At 67.9% G+C, this 14524-nt stretch carries 13 protein-coding genes; 6 read left to right on the top strand and 7 right to left on the bottom strand.

Annotated features, from left to right (window positions below):
* The first annotated feature begins 1 nt into the window (after position 1).
* A complete protein-coding gene (gene egtD, locus RCO27_RS06280) occupies positions 2 to 967 on the top strand; it encodes an L-histidine N(alpha)-methyltransferase (RefSeq protein ID WP_309001775.1) in 966 nt (321 codons plus the stop codon).
* A gap of 121 nt (positions 968 to 1088) precedes the next feature.
* Here the strand turns inward: egtD and RCO27_RS06275 are convergent, their stop codons facing one another.
* Positions 1089 to 2102 carry a DUF1176 domain-containing protein gene (locus tag RCO27_RS06275; protein ID WP_309001774.1) on the bottom strand — a complete coding sequence of 338 codons (1014 nt, stop codon included), beginning with the start codon at positions 2100 to 2102 and terminating at the stop codon, positions 1089 to 1091.
* Positions 2103 to 2209: 107 nt separating this feature from the next.
* Here RCO27_RS06275 and RCO27_RS06270 point away from each other — a divergent pair, with 107 nt between their 5' ends.
* Genes RCO27_RS06270 through RCO27_RS06260 form a run of 3 tightly spaced genes read left to right on the top strand, consistent with a single transcriptional unit; the run spans position 2210 to position 4018 of the window.
* Positions 2210 to 2509, top strand: coding sequence for a YggT family protein (locus RCO27_RS06270; protein ID WP_309001773.1), 300 nt, complete (start codon positions 2210 to 2212; stop codon positions 2507 to 2509).
* A gap of 4 nt (positions 2510 to 2513) precedes the next feature.
* Positions 2514 to 3404, top strand: coding sequence for a bifunctional methylenetetrahydrofolate dehydrogenase/methenyltetrahydrofolate cyclohydrolase FolD (gene folD, locus RCO27_RS06265; protein WP_309001772.1), 891 nt, complete (start codon positions 2514 to 2516; stop codon positions 3402 to 3404).
* Positions 3401 to 4018: a MarC family protein gene (locus RCO27_RS06260; RefSeq protein WP_309001771.1), complete on the top strand. Its 618-nt coding sequence runs from the start codon at positions 3401 to 3403 to the stop codon at positions 4016 to 4018. The genes folD and RCO27_RS06260 overlap by 4 nt, the downstream gene beginning before the upstream one ends.
* On the opposite strand, the gene RCO27_RS06255 is transcribed toward RCO27_RS06260, so the two are convergent.
* Entirely contained in the window at positions 4011 to 5777 is a 1767-nt protein-coding gene (locus RCO27_RS06255) for an AcrB/AcrD/AcrF family protein (protein ID WP_309001770.1), read from the bottom strand. The two genes, RCO27_RS06260 and RCO27_RS06255, sit on opposite strands and share 8 nt — an antisense overlap.
* A 78-nt stretch (positions 5778 to 5855) precedes the next feature.
* Here RCO27_RS06255 and RCO27_RS06250 point away from each other — a divergent pair, with 78 nt between their 5' ends.
* Both RCO27_RS06250 and RCO27_RS06245 read left to right on the top strand, forming a co-directional pair.
* Positions 5856 to 6281 carry a GtrA family protein gene (locus RCO27_RS06250; protein ID WP_309001769.1) on the top strand — a complete coding sequence of 142 codons (426 nt, stop codon included), beginning with the start codon at positions 5856 to 5858 and terminating at the stop codon, positions 6279 to 6281.
* 58 nt (positions 6282 to 6339) lie between these two features.
* Complete coding sequence (locus tag RCO27_RS06245; protein ID WP_309001768.1) at positions 6340 to 7068, top strand: class I SAM-dependent methyltransferase; 729 nt, start codon at positions 6340 to 6342, stop codon at positions 7066 to 7068.
* On the opposite strand, the gene RCO27_RS06240 is transcribed toward RCO27_RS06245, so the two are convergent.
* From RCO27_RS06240 to RCO27_RS06220, 5 genes are all read right to left on the bottom strand, one after another.
* Positions 7002 to 8042 (bottom strand): glycosyltransferase family 2 protein, encoded by a 1041-nt coding sequence (locus RCO27_RS06240; protein WP_374990357.1) that lies wholly within the window; start codon positions 8040 to 8042, stop codon positions 7002 to 7004. The genes RCO27_RS06245 and RCO27_RS06240 overlap by 67 nt on opposite strands.
* A gap of 24 nt (positions 8043 to 8066) precedes the next feature.
* A complete protein-coding gene (locus RCO27_RS06235) occupies positions 8067 to 9653 on the bottom strand; it encodes a hypothetical protein (RefSeq protein WP_309001766.1) in 1587 nt (528 codons plus the stop codon).
* A gap of 87 nt (positions 9654 to 9740) precedes the next feature.
* Positions 9741 to 10808 carry a phosphatase PAP2 family protein gene (locus tag RCO27_RS06230; protein ID WP_309001765.1) on the bottom strand — a complete coding sequence of 356 codons (1068 nt, stop codon included), beginning with the start codon at positions 10806 to 10808 and terminating at the stop codon, positions 9741 to 9743.
* A gap of 93 nt (positions 10809 to 10901) precedes the next feature.
* A complete protein-coding gene (gene rlmN / locus RCO27_RS06225; RefSeq protein WP_309001764.1) occupies positions 10902 to 12086 on the bottom strand; it encodes a 23S rRNA (adenine(2503)-C(2))-methyltransferase RlmN in 1185 nt (394 codons plus the stop codon).
* A 98-nt stretch (positions 12087 to 12184) separates the two neighbouring features.
* A complete protein-coding gene (locus RCO27_RS06220) occupies positions 12185 to 14485 on the bottom strand; it encodes a CDC48 family AAA ATPase (protein WP_309001763.1) in 2301 nt (766 codons plus the stop codon).
* Positions 14486 to 14524 lie beyond the last annotated feature (39 nt).

The raw sequence follows: 14524 nt of genomic DNA, 5'->3' as shown, positions 1-14524 counted from the left end.
CGTGGACGCCATCGCCATCCGGCCGCGGGTCGACCCTGCCTTCCGCAACGACGTGCTCGCCGGCCTTGCCGCACCGGTCCCGGCGGTGCCGGCGCGCTGGTTCTACGACCATCGCGGCTCCGAGCTGTTCGAGGCGATCACCGAGCTTCCCGAATATTATCCGACGCGGACGGAGGCCGATCTGCTCCGGCGGCACAGCCACGAATTTGCGCGTCTGCTCGGCCGTGGCGAGGCGGTGGTGGAGTTCGGCTCGGGTTCGTCGACCAAGACGCCGATCCTGCTGAGCGCGATCCGGCCCGGCGCCTATGTGCCGATCGACATCAGCGGCGATTTCCTGCGCGAATCCGCCGATGCGCTGCAGGCCCAGTTCCCCGGCCTCCCGATCCATCCCGTCGAGGCGGACTTCATGCGGCCGATCACCCTGCCGGCCGAGGTGACGTGGATGCAGAAGCTCGGCTTCTTTCCCGGCTCGACGATCGGCAATCTCGTCGCGCGCACCGCGGTCGATCTGTTGCGCGTGATGAAGGAGACGCTGGGCGAGGGTGCGCGCCTGCTGATCGGCATGGACCGGATCAAGGACGTCAACGTGCTCCTGAACGCCTATGACGATGCGGCGGGCGTGACGGCCGCGTTCAACCTCAACCTCCTCCACCGGATCAATGCCGAGCTCGTCGGCGACATCCCCGTCGACGCCTTCCGCCACCGCGCGATCTGGAACGATCCGCTGAGCCGCATCGAAATGCATCTGGAAGCGGTGCGCGACGTCAGCTTCACCGTCTCCGGTGAGCGCTTCTCCTTCCGCGAGGGCGCGACGATCCACACCGAGAACAGCCACAAATACGGCCATCGCGACAGCCGTATCCTGCTGCGCGCCGCCGGCTGGGGCGTGGTGCAGGAATGGACCGACGAGAAGGAATGGTTCTCGATCCTGCTCGCCGAAGCGGAGCCACCGAGATTTGCGCCATAGATGTGCAGAAGGGCGGCTGCATGAATCGTCATTGCGAGGAGTTTTGCGACGAAGCAATCCAGTGAGCTTATGACGCGTACTGGATTGCCTCGCGTCGCTCGCAGTGACGGAGAGGCAGTGCCTACCGCCCTCTGACGCGGGTCCGCCAGACCGTGATATAGTCGCGGGCGCCGCGGCATTCGCCCATGGCCGATTGACGCAGCAGCCGGAAGCGCTGGCCGTCCCAGCCGTAGAGGGAGCGTGTGCCGCAATCGCCGATGCCCCGGCCCAGCGACAGCTCGCTGATCGTCCGCGCCCCCGAATCCCATTCGGCGTTGATCAGCTCGGCGCGGCCTCCGTCCGCCTGGGCCCATTGCGCGTCGAACAGGGCGGGCGCGATCTCGGTGCGGCCGTCCTGCCCGGCGCTCGCGACGAACGGCATCCAGGTCACATTGTAGGCGCCGCTGCCGCAGGCGAGCAGGATCAGGGTCTTGCCCTCGTCCAGCGGTACGGCGCGATACTCGTCGGGCCCTCCGACGTCGCCGACGGTGCAGCCGATGTCCCGCCGCAGCCGCGCGATCCGTGCATCGTCCACCGATGGCGTCTCGCCACGCGGGAACGGCGCTATCCGTATCTCCGGCACGACCGGTGGCACCGGCACGGCGGAGGCGGGGCGGTCGCCGGGGCGGACCAGCGCGGTCACCGTCCCGGTCCGCAGCTGTGCCTCATCCATCGCCAGCAACGCAGCCGAGGCGCCGGCGAGCGAGACGCGGCCGAGATCGCTTCCATCCGCCGCGGTCACCGTGATCTGGGCGGCCGAGCGCAAGGCCCTCAGCAGGGCCGGCACATCGGCCGGATGAACGATCGTGCAGTCAGGCCCCTCGAGGATCCGTACCGGCAAGGGACGGCCGTCGGCGCTGACCTGCGCGCCGCACAAATCCTCATCGTCGTAGCGATAGAAGGAGAAGACCGGCTCCGCATCGGCGGCGGGATTGCGCCGTACACTCAGCGAACGCCCATCGTCGCTTCCCTCCGGCACCAGCGAGACCGCCTGGCAGTAGCGGCCATTGTCGCAGCCGACGGTCCAGTCCTGGAAAGTGCGCAGCTCGCCTGGCTGCGGCGCGGCGGCCTGAAGGGCGAGGGCGAGAAGGATCATGACGGCAGCGTATCCTTCTCCGGCCCCGAACGGAAGCTGGCAGCCGCCATTGCCCGCTCCCGCCGCCTCGCCTACATGCGTGGCTCGATTTCGAGCGGGAGACCTTGATGCTGTTGGCCTTGTTCGGCGTTGCCGATCTGTTGCTGCGGGTGGCGATGTACGTGATCATCGCCCAGGCGATCCTGTCGTGGCTCGTCGCCTTCAACGTGATCAACACCTATAACGACTTCGTGCGCTCCTTCCTGGGCGCGCTCGACCGGATCACCGAGCCGCTCTACCGGCCGATCCGCAAGATCCTGCCCGATTTCGGCGGGCTCGATTTCTCGCCGATGGTCGTGCTGCTGCTGATTTACGTGATCCGCATCCTGCTCTCCGGCGTCGCCGCCGACATCGCCATGGCGGGCTGAGCGGATGGCAGCATCGGTCATCGACGGCAAGGCGTTCGCCGAGGGGCTGCGGGCGCGGGTCGGCAAAGCCGGGGCCGCTTTCGAGGCACAGACCGGGCGCAAGGCGGGGCTGGCCGTGGTGCTGGTCGGCGAGGATCCGGCGAGTCAGGTCTATGTCCGCTCCAAGGGCAAGGCGACCGTGGCGGCCGGCCTGGAAAGCTTCGAGCACCGCCTGCCTGTCCACACCAGCCAGGCCGACCTGCTCGCGCTCGTGGCGCGGCTCAATGGCGACGAGGCGGTCGACGGCATCCTCGTCCAGCTGCCGCTGCCGCCGCAGATCGACGAGAAGGCGGTGATCGACGCGATCGACCCCGCCAAGGACGTCGACGGCTTCCACGTCGTCAATGCCGGCCGGCTCGCGATCGGCGAGGACGCGCTGGTGCCCTGCACCCCGCTCGGCTGCCTGATGCTGCTGAAGGATCGGCTCGGCGACCTCTCCGGTCTCGAGGCGGTGGTGATCGGCCGCTCCAACATCGTCGGCAAGCCGATGGCGCAGCTGCTGCTGCGCGAGAGCTGCACGGTGACGGTCGCGCACAGCCGCACCCGCGATCTGCCCGCGGTCGTCCGCCGCGCCGATATCGTCGTCGCCGCCGTCGGCCGGCCGGAGATGGTGACCGGCGACTGGCTGAAGCCCGGCGCGACGGTGATCGACGTCGGCATCAACCGCGTGCCCGCCGCCGATGAAGGCAGGACCCGGTTGGTCGGCGACGTCGATTTTGCCAGCGCCGCCGGGGTCGCGGGCGCGATCACGCCGGTGCCGGGCGGGGTCGGGCCGATGACCATCGCCGTCCTGCTGCGCAACACCCTCGTCGCGGCCCATGCCCGCGCCGGCCTGCCGCCGCCAGAGGACCTGTGACCGAGCTCTTCGTCTCGGCCTTCGTCACCTTCCTGGTGGTGATCGATCCGCCGGGCTGCGCGCCGATCTTCGCCAGCCTGACCCAGGGCGCGACGCCGCAGCATCGCCGGGCCATGGCGGTCCGCTCGGTGCTGGTCGCGACCGGCATCCTGCTGTTCTTCGCGGTGCTTGGCGAGGACCTGCTGCGCGCGCTCGGCATCTCGCTCTCGGCCTTCCGCATCGCCGGTGGCATCATGCTGTTCCTGATCGCGCTCGAAATGGTGTTCGAGAAGCGCACCGAGCGACGCGAGCACCGCGCCGAGGAGGTGAGCGCGGCGAAGGTCGAGGACATCTCGGTCTTCCCGATGGCGATCCCGATGATCGCCGGGCCCGGCTCGATCGCGTCGGTGATGCTGCTGACCGCGCGCGGCAACGGCCTCAATGAATCACTGATCGTGCTCGCCGCGCTCGGCGCGACGCTGGCTTTGACCCTGCTTGCCCTCCTCCTGGCCGGGCCGCTGATGCGGCTCCTGGGGCACAAGATGGAGGCGATGATCACCCGCCTGCTCGGCGTCATCCTCGCCGCGCTCGCCGCCCAGTTCGTGATCGACGGGATCGAGCGCAGCTTCAGCTGATCACGCGCCACATTTTGTAGGGCGAACCGGAGGGGAGCTGCACCGGCTGGAGCCAGCCTGGGACCCGGCCGCGGGCGAGTTGGGCATAGAGGCCTTCCGGCGCCTCCGACCGGTAGATCGTCGATTCCGACATGTTCGGGCAGATCAGCACATAGGCGACGCGATACTGGCGGATGGCCTGACGGGCATTCTCGGCCGTGCCGCGCCAGGCATGCATGACATCGAGGATCTGCTGCGCGTTGCGGTGGTAAGGACCGGCGATCGCGTCATGGTGGGTGACAGTGATCAGGCGCGGGCCCAGGTCGACGAAGGTGAGGACCGTGCCCTTCGGCTGCTGCGCCACCGGTCGCAGGGCGCGCAGCGTCGGGCAGGTCGCGTTGGCGATGTTGACGCTCTTGCGATAGGCGCTGACGCTGCTCGGAAAGAGGCTGTTTAGATAGCCGGTGACGGTGCCCGACACGATCAGGAAGACGACGAGGATGCCCGCGACGCGCAGGACGATTTGCCTGAGGCTGGCGAGCCACAGGATGGCCGCCCAGACCAAGGCGGTGGCGCCGGGAACGGACAGGAGCTGGGCCGCGGGCCCGGCGCGGGTCTGCCAGAACAGCAGCGCGAGCGCGAGGATTGCGGGAATGGCGACGGCGGCCCAGGGGAGCCAGCGCGCCGGATCGCGTCGATGCGTCCAGAGCATCAGCGCGTAGCCGATCAACCCGGCGATCGGCAGCGTCAGCGTTGCCGCCGCAGTCTGGAAGCCGTGCCGATAGATCGGCATCGCCTCGCGCACCCGGCTCAGCCACAGGCGGTCGAGCTCGGGGGGCGCCTGCTCCAGCCGGCCGAGGCAGCCCGGCCAGGTCAGCGCGAACGCGCCGGCGATGACGAGTCCGCCCGCGGCCGCCGCGGCGAGGCGCCAGTGGCGCGCGTGCGGGTTCGCCCAGGCGAGGCCGACGGCAATCGCGCCGGCCGCGGTCATGGCAGACAGCCAGACGGGAGAGAGAGCGTCGCAAACGGGCGCGCGGTTCGCATAGGAGGCGAAGGCCAGAAATCCGAACGCGCAGCCGCCGGCAAGCGACACGCCATAGGCGCCGAGCCGCCTGGCTTCCTCACCGTCCCACACCCAGCGCAGCACGGTGACGATGCCGGCCAGCGCCAGATAGAGCAGCATCTCGAGGCCGATTGTCAGCGAGGCGGCGGTGGCGAGGCCGAGAATGACGCCGCCGCGGCCGCGCTTCGGATCGGTCAGCGCCATCACCGCCAGCGCCAGCATGGCGAGCTGCCAGCCATGATGGTCGATCCTGAGCGGCGCCCACATGCCGCGCGCCGAGCCTGCGCAGGCGAGGAGCAGGATCGCGATGAGGAAGGCGCGGTTGTCGAGCAGCCGGCGGACCGCGACTGCAAGCGCGGCCATCGCGACCAGCATCGGCAGCAGGGGTGCGACCGCCACCGCGACCTGCTCGGCCCGCGCGCCACCGAGGATCGGCATGAGCAGCAGTTTGAGCCCGGCGATCGGCAGGTCGACGAGCCGGGACCAGTGGACGTCGGCGCCCATCGGCGGATTGAGCCGATATTGGCGGAGATCGTACCAGGCCTGCCCGCCGAGCCAGGCGCGCACCTGCATCATCCTCAGATTGTCGTCGGTGTCGCCGAGCCCGAAACCCTGGATCGCTGCCCAGCGCGCATAGATCGAATAGCCGGCGACGATCAGCCAGAAGGCGAGCAGCCACCAGCGCCAGTGCCGTTCGATCTGGTCCAGCGCCTTCATCGACTTTCGCCCCTTTTCAACCCCTTGCAAGGGCATTAGTCGCTCGGCGTCAAAGGGCAAGCGCGGCAGGAAAGGCAGGTGCCGACGAAAATGGAGCGAAGCGGCGCGATTCCCGCGATCATCGGACAGCTGGTCCGGTTCGGCCTGGTCGGCGGCTTCGTCACCGGGCTCTACGCGCTCGTCTATTCGCCGCTCGCGAGCCTGGAGATCACCTCGCCGCAAATTGCCAATCTCGCAGGCTATTTCGTCGCGATGGTGACCGGCTACATCCTCCACAGCCGCTGGAGCTTCCGCGGCCACGGCGTGCGCGACAACGCCGCGCGGACGACGAGCCGTTTCTTCATCGTCTCGCTGGTGAGCCTGGGGCTCAACGCGCTGTTCGTCTTCGTGCTGACCGACAGCACGATGCTCGACGGCCCCTGGTGGTGGCCGCTGATCCCGATCCTGTTCGTGACCCCGCTCGTCACCTTCGCGCTCAACCGCCAGTGGGTGTTCGGGTCATGATCTCGTTCGCACTCGCACTGCACCAGCGAGCTGGTGCCGCCCGGGAGACGAAAGCCTGATGGAACGCATCGTCTACGACCGGATGGCCGAGCTCGACGAGCAGCATTGGTGGTATCGTGCCCGCCGCGAAATCCTTTCCGATCTGATCGCGCGGCGGATCGCGCCACCGGTCGGCGCACGCATCCTTGAGATCGGCTGCGGCACCGGCCACAACCTGGCGATGCTCGGCGGTTTCGGCCGGGTGGACGCGATCGAGGTGGATGGCGCGGCGCGCGACATCGCGAGCAGGCGGCTCGGCCGCGTCGTGATGAATGCGCCGCTGCCCGCGCTCACCGGTGTCGAGGACGGCGCCTACGATCTCATCGCCATCCTCGACGTGCTGGAGCATGTCGAGGAGGATCGCGCCGCGCTGGAAGGCATGGCGCGCAAGCTGAAGCCCGGCGGGCGCATCCTGATCACCGTCCCGGCCCATCCCTGGATGTGGAGCGCGCATGACGTCGTCAACCACCACAAGCGGCGCTACACGCGCGCCACGCTGAGATCGGTGATCGGCGAGGCCGGCCTGAAGATCGAGATGCTGAGCTGGTTCAACAGCCTGCTGTTCCCGCTCGCCGCGGGCGCGCGCGTTGCGGGACGGATCACCGGCAAGGAAGACAGCGACGACAGCCTGCCGCCGAGACCGGTCAACAGCCTGTTCGAGAAGATTTTCGGCCTGGAGCGCTATGCGATCGGCCGGCTGCCGTTCCCGCCCGGCGTCTCGCTCGCGGCGATCGTCTCGCTGCCCTGAGCGCCGCCTTCGGCGACATGGCCGAGGCTCGGGCGGCCGCCGGCGCGGCCGGCGATCTCCGAGACGATGTACAGCGGCCGGCGCTTCGCCTCGATGTAGAGCCGTCCGAGATATTCGCCGATCATGCCGAGCACGAACATCTGCACGGCGCCGAGGACCACCACGACCAGCATCAGCGATGTCCAGCCCTGGATCGCGCTGCCCGTAAAGAAGCCGATCCCGATATAGATGAACAGGAGGATCGAGGCGGCGACGAGCCAGAGGCCGATGTGGCTGGCGAAGCGCAGCGGCGCGGTGGAGAAACCGGTCACCGCATCGAGCGCGAGGCGCATCATCTTGGCGAGCGGATAATTGGTCTCGCCGGCATGGCGCTCGGCCCGGTCATAGGCGATCGGCACCTGGCGGAAGCCGACCCACGCGACCATGCCGCGGATGAAACGCGCCTGCTCGGGCAGGCTGAGCAGCGCGTCCAGCGCCCGCCGGCTCATCAGGCGGAAATCGCCGGTGTCGACCGGAATCTCGATGTCGGCAAGGCGGGAGAGCAGGCGGTAGAAGGCTTTGGCAGTGCCGCGCTTGAACGCGGTCTCGCCGGCCCGGGCGCGACGCACCGCATAGACCACGTCGGCCTTTTGACGATCCATCTCGGCCATCATGTCCGGCAGCAATTCGGGCGGGTCCTGCAGGTCCGCGTCGATGACCAGGATCCGCTCGCCGGCGCACAGGTCGAGGCCGGCGGTGAGCGCGAGCTGGTGGCCGTGATTGCGCGACAGGTTGATCGCGACGAGATGCGGGTCGGTTCCGGCCAGCTCCTGCATGATCGCCCAGGTGCGGTCGCGTGAGCCGTCGTTGATCAGGACGATTTCGTAATCGTCGCCGGCAACGGCGGCGGCCGCCTTCGTCAAACGGGCATGCAGCTCGCCGAGGCAGCCTTCCTCGTTGTAGCAGGGAACGACGATCGAAAGCGGCAGCGGCACGCGAAGCATCCTTGTGGGGCAGCCTCAAAGGCTGCGGTCATCGACCCTATAGAGGACGCTGGTCCCATCGCGCCAGATCGGCGTGAGGCCCTCGGTCAGCGCTGGATCGTAACGGGGCGGATCGATCAGCCAGACATAGTCGAAGCCGTGACGCGGGAAGGTCTTGAGCGCGACGTCGATCGTCCGCCACACCTCGTTGCGGCAGCGCCAGTAGGTCACGACCTGGCTGGCGTCGCGGATGAACGGCCAGCCCGGCCGGTAACGGACCTGAAGGAGCTGCGCGCCGGCCATCGTCCACTGGTCGTTCGAGAAGGCCTCGCGCCGCACGATCGCCATCGCCGGCAGATGGAGCAGCCGGGTCATCGCCCAGCGCTCGGTGCACGGGCGGCCGACGAAGCTCACCATCCGCGCACCGTGCGGGACATGCGCCAGTGCGGCGAGTTCGCGGTCGTAGCGCTGATCGTAGATCCAGGTGCTCGCGGTCGTGGCGGCGGTCCGGACGAGGAAGAAGGACAGGCCGATGATGCCGATCGCCGTTACAGCGCTGTGGCGGAAGCGATACGGGAAGCGGATCGCGACGAGACCGATCGCGAACAGATAAGGCGCCAGACGCATATCGGCATAGGCCGAGCCGAACACGATCCGCGGCAACAGGATGAAGACGACTATTAGGAACAGCGTGGAGGCGAGCAGGTTGCGCGAATAGCTGCGCGGGAAAAGGATCGTGCCGGCGAGAATCAGGCTGACGAGGCCGACCGAAGCCAGATCGAACCATTCCCAGCGATCGCGCAGCGCCTGGGTCACCCATTCCCATTTGCGCTCCCAGTTGAACCAGTCGCCGGTCTGCCCGCCGGCCTCGCTACGCCAGAGCAGCATCAGCCCGAGTGGTGGCGCCAACGCGAGACAGTGGAGGCCGGCGAAGAAGCCCGCGGCGACGAAACATTGAACGCCGCCCAGCAGGTCTGGCGGGCAGGCGCTGCGACGCTGGTCGAACTGGCGGACCAGCTCGGCCGAGAAGGCGAGCACGCCGAGCGTGCCCCAGCCGAAGGCATGAACCACCCACAGGATCATCGAGATCGGCACGAACAGGATCGCGCGCAGCCCAGGTCGGCCCTTGCGGGCGAGCCGCAGCCACAGCGCGAAGGCGAGCAAGGCCAGCGCCATCGACAATGCGAAATTCGCAAAGCCGAAGAAGAAAGGAAAATTATACGCAAACGGCAACGCGAAAAGTGTTGTCGGCGGAATCCGTCCATGCACTTCGTGCGCGACCCAGAGCAGCCCGCCGGCCGTAAGCGGCGGGATCGCGAGAACGATGAGCCTGACCGCCAGCTCCAACCCGATCAACGGCGCGAGCAGCTCGACAAGGAGATCGACTCCGAGATTGCCAATCAGCCGCCAGTCGAACATGTAGAATTGCTGGAGCGCTGGCGAACTCGCGAGGTCGAGCTGGACCCGGTAGCGGCCCATATGTCCGGGAAGGTCGAGCAGGGGCGGCACGTTCGGCCAAACCATCGGCAAGGCGGTGAGGACGAGCAGCAGCACGAGCACGATCCGCCTTTCCCAGAAGGCGTCGCGTTCCTTGGCCGTCGGGAAAGGTTCTGAAGGATGCATCTCGTGGCTGGGTCCCCGCCACGATGCCTTCCGTCATTCGTCCGAAACTTCAACAGGAAAAGTGCACGCCCGCCAACGGCCTGCTCGTCAGGCAATTGCGGCGGCGGCCTCCATCGGCTTGGGCTGGCGTTCGAGACGTTCGGCGATTCGTCCCGCCACGGTCCAGATTCCCCAGGCCAATGCAATCGAGACGATGCCGTCGATCGCATAGTGCCAGCCGAGGTGGATCGAGCCGATCCAGATCAGCGCCGCGAATGCCGTCATTGTCCAGCCCGCCCAGCGGTTGAGCCGGAAGGCCGCAAAGGCGAAAAGAGCAGCCAGGCCATTGTGGACCGAAGGCATGGCGGAAATCCCGCCACCGACCCTCAGCGTATCGCTGCCGAATGAATCAAGGAGGCCGTTCTGAAAGGTCAGCGCGGAGAGCGGCGCGCCGAGTGTCGCCTGGTCTGCGGCCAATCGGTTCATGAGCGCCTGGAATTCGGGCGCTGGGCCGACGAAATGGGAATAGAAACAGGGGCCGGCCGCGGGAAGGAGGAAGGCGAGCACGCTTCCCACACCGATCCACATGGCAATATAGCTCAGCAGATACTGCGTGCGCAGCCGATAGCTGCTATCGGGCAGCCAGGCGCAGATCATGACCCCGAGCGCCATCGGTACAAACCAGCCATGATAGGCGGCGTTGATGAGCCCCGTCGCTGCCGGCGAGCTCAGCAAAGCGTGCGTGACACGCCACGGGTCGTGGCCAAGGAAGAGCGTCCGGTCCATCGCCGCAAACAGCGGATCGAAGCGAAAGCCGGCGAGGGGCAGCACCATTTGCTTGAAGGCGTTGAACGACGCCATCAGCGACGCGAAGAGAAGCGGCGGCCAGAAGAACGAAATGCCATGATCGCGTGCCCAGCGCGTTCGTCCCCATGCAAGCATGACCGCGAACGGCGATGGTGCCGGCCCGCTCCTCGGCCGGTTCTGGTAGAGCTTCCAGACCAGACCCAGCAGGCCGATCACCAGCCACAATCCGAAGCTGCCCTTGAGATAGGTCAGGAAGAGCCGCCCGAAATCCGTTGGGTCAACGCGCCCGGTCGCCAGGACGAGCGCCATATAGATCGCGACGGTGGCGATCCCGAGGCCTGCCGCGTGTGCTTCCCTGCGGTCCGTCATCTCCCCTCCGGGGCGCGCGCACGACAGGTGCGGCGCCTTGGCGAGGCGCTAGCGGAACAGGGTTAACAATGGGTTCGTCGGTCGCCTGGGTGCTCAGGCCAACGCCGCCTGTTTTTCCGCCGCGATTCGGTCCAGTTCGGCGCGGCTCTTCTTTTCCGCCGCGGATTTGAGCTGCCCGCAGGCGGCCATGATGTCGCGGCCCCGCGGGCGGCGGATCGGGGCGGAGATGCCGGCCTCGAAGACGATGTCGGAGAAACGCTGCACGCGTTCGTCCGACGAGCATTCGTAGTCGGCGCCGGGCCAGGGGTTGAACGGGATCAGGTTCACCTTGGCGGGCAGCTTGTACTTGCGGATCAGGCGGACCAGCTCGCGGGCATCTGCGTCGCTGTCGTTCTTGTCCTTCAGCATCACATATTCGAAGGTGATGCGCCGCGCATTGTTGGCGCCGGGATAGGCGGCGCAGGCCTCGAGCAGCTCGTCGATGCCGTATTTGCGGTTCAGAGGCACGATCTCGTCGCGGATTTCCTTGGTCACCGCATGGAGCGAGACGGCGAGGTTGACGCCGATCTCCTCCCCGGCGCGCGCCATCATCGGCACCACACCGGAGGTCGACAGCGTGATCCGCCGCCGCGACAGGCCGAGGCCGTCGCCGTCCATGACAATTTTCAAAGCATCGCGAACATTGTCAAAATTGTACAATGGCTCGCCCATGCCCATCATGACGATGTTGGAGAGCATCCGGCCCTCGGGCTGGCTCGGCCACTCCCCGAGCGAATCGCGCGCCAGCATCACCTGGCCGACGATCTCGCCGGCATCGAGGTTGCGCACCAGGCGCATCGTGCCGGTGTGGCAGAAGCGGCAGTTGAGCGTGCAGCCGACCTGGCTGGAGACGCAGAGCGTGCCGCGGTCCGCGTCGGGGATGAACACCATCTCGAAATCGTGGCCGTCGACGGTGCGCAGCAGCCACTTGCGCGTCCCGTCGGTCGAGACCTGCGCGACGACCACCTCCGGCCGGCCGATGGTGAAGCGCTCGGCGAGCCAAGCGCGCTGCGGCTTGGCGATGTCGCTCATCGCGGCAAAGCCGGTGGCGCCGCGATTGTAGATCTGGTGCCAGAGCTGCTTGGCGCGCAGCTTCGCCTGCTTGTCGTCGAGCCCGGCGGCCGCCAGCGCCTCGCGCATTTCGGCCTTGGACAGGCCGACCAGCTCGACGCGCGCATCCTCGCGCGCCGGCGCGGGGCGCGGCACGGTGACCGGGTCGATATGACCGGGAATGGGCATCGCTTGCGTCATGGGTGCGCGTATCTAGTGGGAAGAGCGCCGGTTTTCCAGTGCCCTGCCGGCAGCGCGCAGGTACGCCCGGTTCCGGGATCCGGCGGCTAGCCTTTCGGACCCCGCGGCGTCAGCATGCCGGGGACGACGAAGCCGATGCCGCCGGAGCCGATGCTGCGCGCCTCCTGCTTGAGGCTGGCCTGGATCTGCTCATAGTCGCGCTCCATCTCCTCGGTGACCGAGGGACGGGTGTCGTCGAGGGCGCGTTCGAACTCCGCCATCGTGACGGTGGCCGCCTCGATCCGCTCGCGCAGCGCGAACAGGCCGGCGCGGCGGACGAGATCCTCGAGGTCCGCGCCGGTAAAGCGCAGGGTGCGCTGGGCAAGCGAATCGAGATCGACGTCGTCGGCGAGCGGCATGTTCTTGGTGTGGATGCCGAGGATGTGGCGGCGGCCCTCCGCGTCGGGAACGGGGACATAGACGAGCTCGTCGAAACGGCCAGGGCGGAGCAGCGCCGGATCGATGAGGTTCGGCCGGTTGGTCGCGCCGATGACGACGACCGATTGCAGCTCCTCGAGGCCGTCCATCTCCGCGAGGATCGTATTGACCACGCGCTCGGTGACCTGCGGCTCGCCGAGGCCGCCGCCGCGCGCCGGAACCAAGCTGTCCAGCTCGTCGATGAAGATCACCGTCGGCGCGACCTGGCGGGCGCGGGCGAACAGGCGGGCGATCTGCTGCTCGCTCTCGCCATACCATTTGGAGAGGAGGTCGGAGGACTTGGTGGCGATGAAGTTCGCCTCCGCCTCACGCGCCGTCGCCTTGGCGAGGAGGGTCTTGCCGGTGCCGGGCGGACCATAGAGCAGGAAGCCCTTGGCCGGCCGGATGCCGAGCCGTCGGAAGGCGTCGGGGTGCTTCAGGGGCAGCTCGACGCCCTCGCGCAGCCGCTCGCGCGCGTCGTCGACGCCGCCGACATCGGCCCAGCCGATGTTCGGCGCCTGGACCATCACCTCACGCATCGCGGACGGCTGAACGCGCTTCAGCGCCTCCTCGAAATCCTTGCGGGTGACCGAGAGCGTGTCGAGCACCTCGGGCGGGATCGTCCCTTCCTCGAGATTGAGCTCCGGCATGATCCGCCGCACCGCCTCGATCGCCGCCTCGCGGGTGAGCGCGGCGAGGTCGGCGCCGACGAAGCCGTAGGTCTGGCGGGCGAGACCGCCCAGCTCGACGTCGGTGGCGAGCGGCATGCCGCGGGTGTGAATGGCGAGGATCTCGCGGCGGCCGCTCTCGTCGGGGACGCCGATCACGATCTCGCGGTCGAAGCGGCCGGGCCGCCTGAGGGCTTCATCGATCGCCTCGGGCCGGTTGGTCGCGGCGATGACGACGAGATTCTGCCTGGGCTCCAGGCCGTCGAGCAGGGTGAGGAGCTGGGCGACGAGCCGCTTCTCGGTCTCGCCGGTCACCTGCCCGCGCTTGGGGGCGATCGAATCGATCTCGTCGATGAAGATGATCGCCGGCGCATTGGCGGAGGCTTCCTCGAACAGGTCGCGCAGGCGCTTCTCGCTCTCGCCATAGGCCGATCCCATGATCTCCGGGCCGGCGATGTGGAAGAAGCTGGCATCGCTCTCGTTGGCGACGGCGCGCGCCAGGCGGGTCTTGCCGGTGCCGGGCGGGCCATGCAGCAGCACGCCCTTGGGCGGATCGACGCCCAGCCGCTCGAAGATCTCGGGATAGCGCAAGGGAAGCTCGACCATCTCGCGCAGCTGATCGATCGTGCTGCCGATGCCGCCGATATCGTCATAGGTGACGTCGGCGCGGCGCGTCTCCTTGGCCTCGGTATATTCGGGGCGAAGCTCGACCTCGGTATTGGCGTCGATGAGGACGATGCCCTTGGGCACGGTCGAGACGACGACGAGCCGGATCTCCTGGAGCGCATAGGCCGGCGCGGTCAGCATCTGCCGCAGCTCCGGCGGCAGATCGCCGCGCGGCATCTGCTGCTGGCCGGTGGTGGCGACGACGTCGCCGGCGGTGATCGGCTTCATGCCGAAGCTGCGCTTCAGCGCCTGGGCGGAGCCGTGCAGGCGGAGATTCTTTTGTGCAGGTGCGAAGACGACGCGCTGGGCCGGCTTGGCGTCGGCCTTGCGGACCTCGACGAAATCGCCGGTGCCGATCTCGGCATTGGCGCGCTGCAGGCCGTCGAGGCGGATGATCGCAAGCTCCTCGTCCTCGGGATAGGGGCCGACGGCGCGGGCCGGCGTGGTGCGCTTGCCCGCCAGCTCGATCACGTCGCCTTCCGCCAAACCCAGCTCGGTCATCGTTGCGCGCGGCAGGCGGGCGATGCCGCGACCGCTGTCGCCCGGCCGCATCGTCGCGACCTGCAAGCGCTTGGGTTGGCGTTCCTGATCGGCCATCGGCTCCAGTCTTTCCCTTATGAAGCACCCCACATAGGG

Source organism: Sphingosinicella sp. LHD-64, from assembly GCF_031157375.1.
Taxonomy (GTDB): Bacteria; Pseudomonadota; Alphaproteobacteria; order Sphingomonadales; family Sphingomonadaceae; genus Allosphingosinicella.
Note: the sequence above shows the minus strand (reverse complement) of the source record. Positions and strands in the feature narration are given on the sequence as shown.

Bases quoted from the DNA above. Each gene is read 5' to 3' on its own strand.
- RCO27_RS06275 (WP_309001774.1), bottom strand. From the start codon at position 2,102: ATGATCCTTCTCGCCCTCGCCCTTCAGGCCGCCGCGCCGCAGCCAGGC.
- RCO27_RS06270 (WP_309001773.1), top strand. From the start codon at position 2,210: ATGCTGTTGGCCTTGTTCGGCGTTGCCGATCTGTTGCTGCGGGTGGCG.
- folD (WP_309001772.1), top strand. From the start codon at position 2,514: ATGGCAGCATCGGTCATCGACGGCAAGGCGTTCGCCGAGGGGCTGCGG.
- RCO27_RS06255 (WP_309001770.1), bottom strand. From the start codon at position 5,777: ATGAAGGCGCTGGACCAGATCGAACGGCACTGGCGCTGGTGGCTGCTC.
- RCO27_RS06245 (WP_309001768.1), top strand. From the start codon at position 6,340: ATGGAACGCATCGTCTACGACCGGATGGCCGAGCTCGACGAGCAGCAT.
- RCO27_RS06235 (WP_309001766.1), bottom strand. From the start codon at position 9,653: ATGCATCCTTCAGAACCTTTCCCGACGGCCAAGGAACGCGACGCCTTC.
- RCO27_RS06230 (WP_309001765.1), bottom strand. From the start codon at position 10,808: ATGACGGACCGCAGGGAAGCACACGCGGCAGGCCTCGGGATCGCCACC.
- rlmN (WP_309001764.1), bottom strand. From the start codon at position 12,086: ATGCCCATTCCCGGTCATATCGACCCGGTCACCGTGCCGCGCCCCGCG.
- RCO27_RS06220 (WP_309001763.1), bottom strand. From the start codon at position 14,485: ATGGCCGATCAGGAACGCCAACCCAAGCGCTTGCAGGTCGCGACGATG.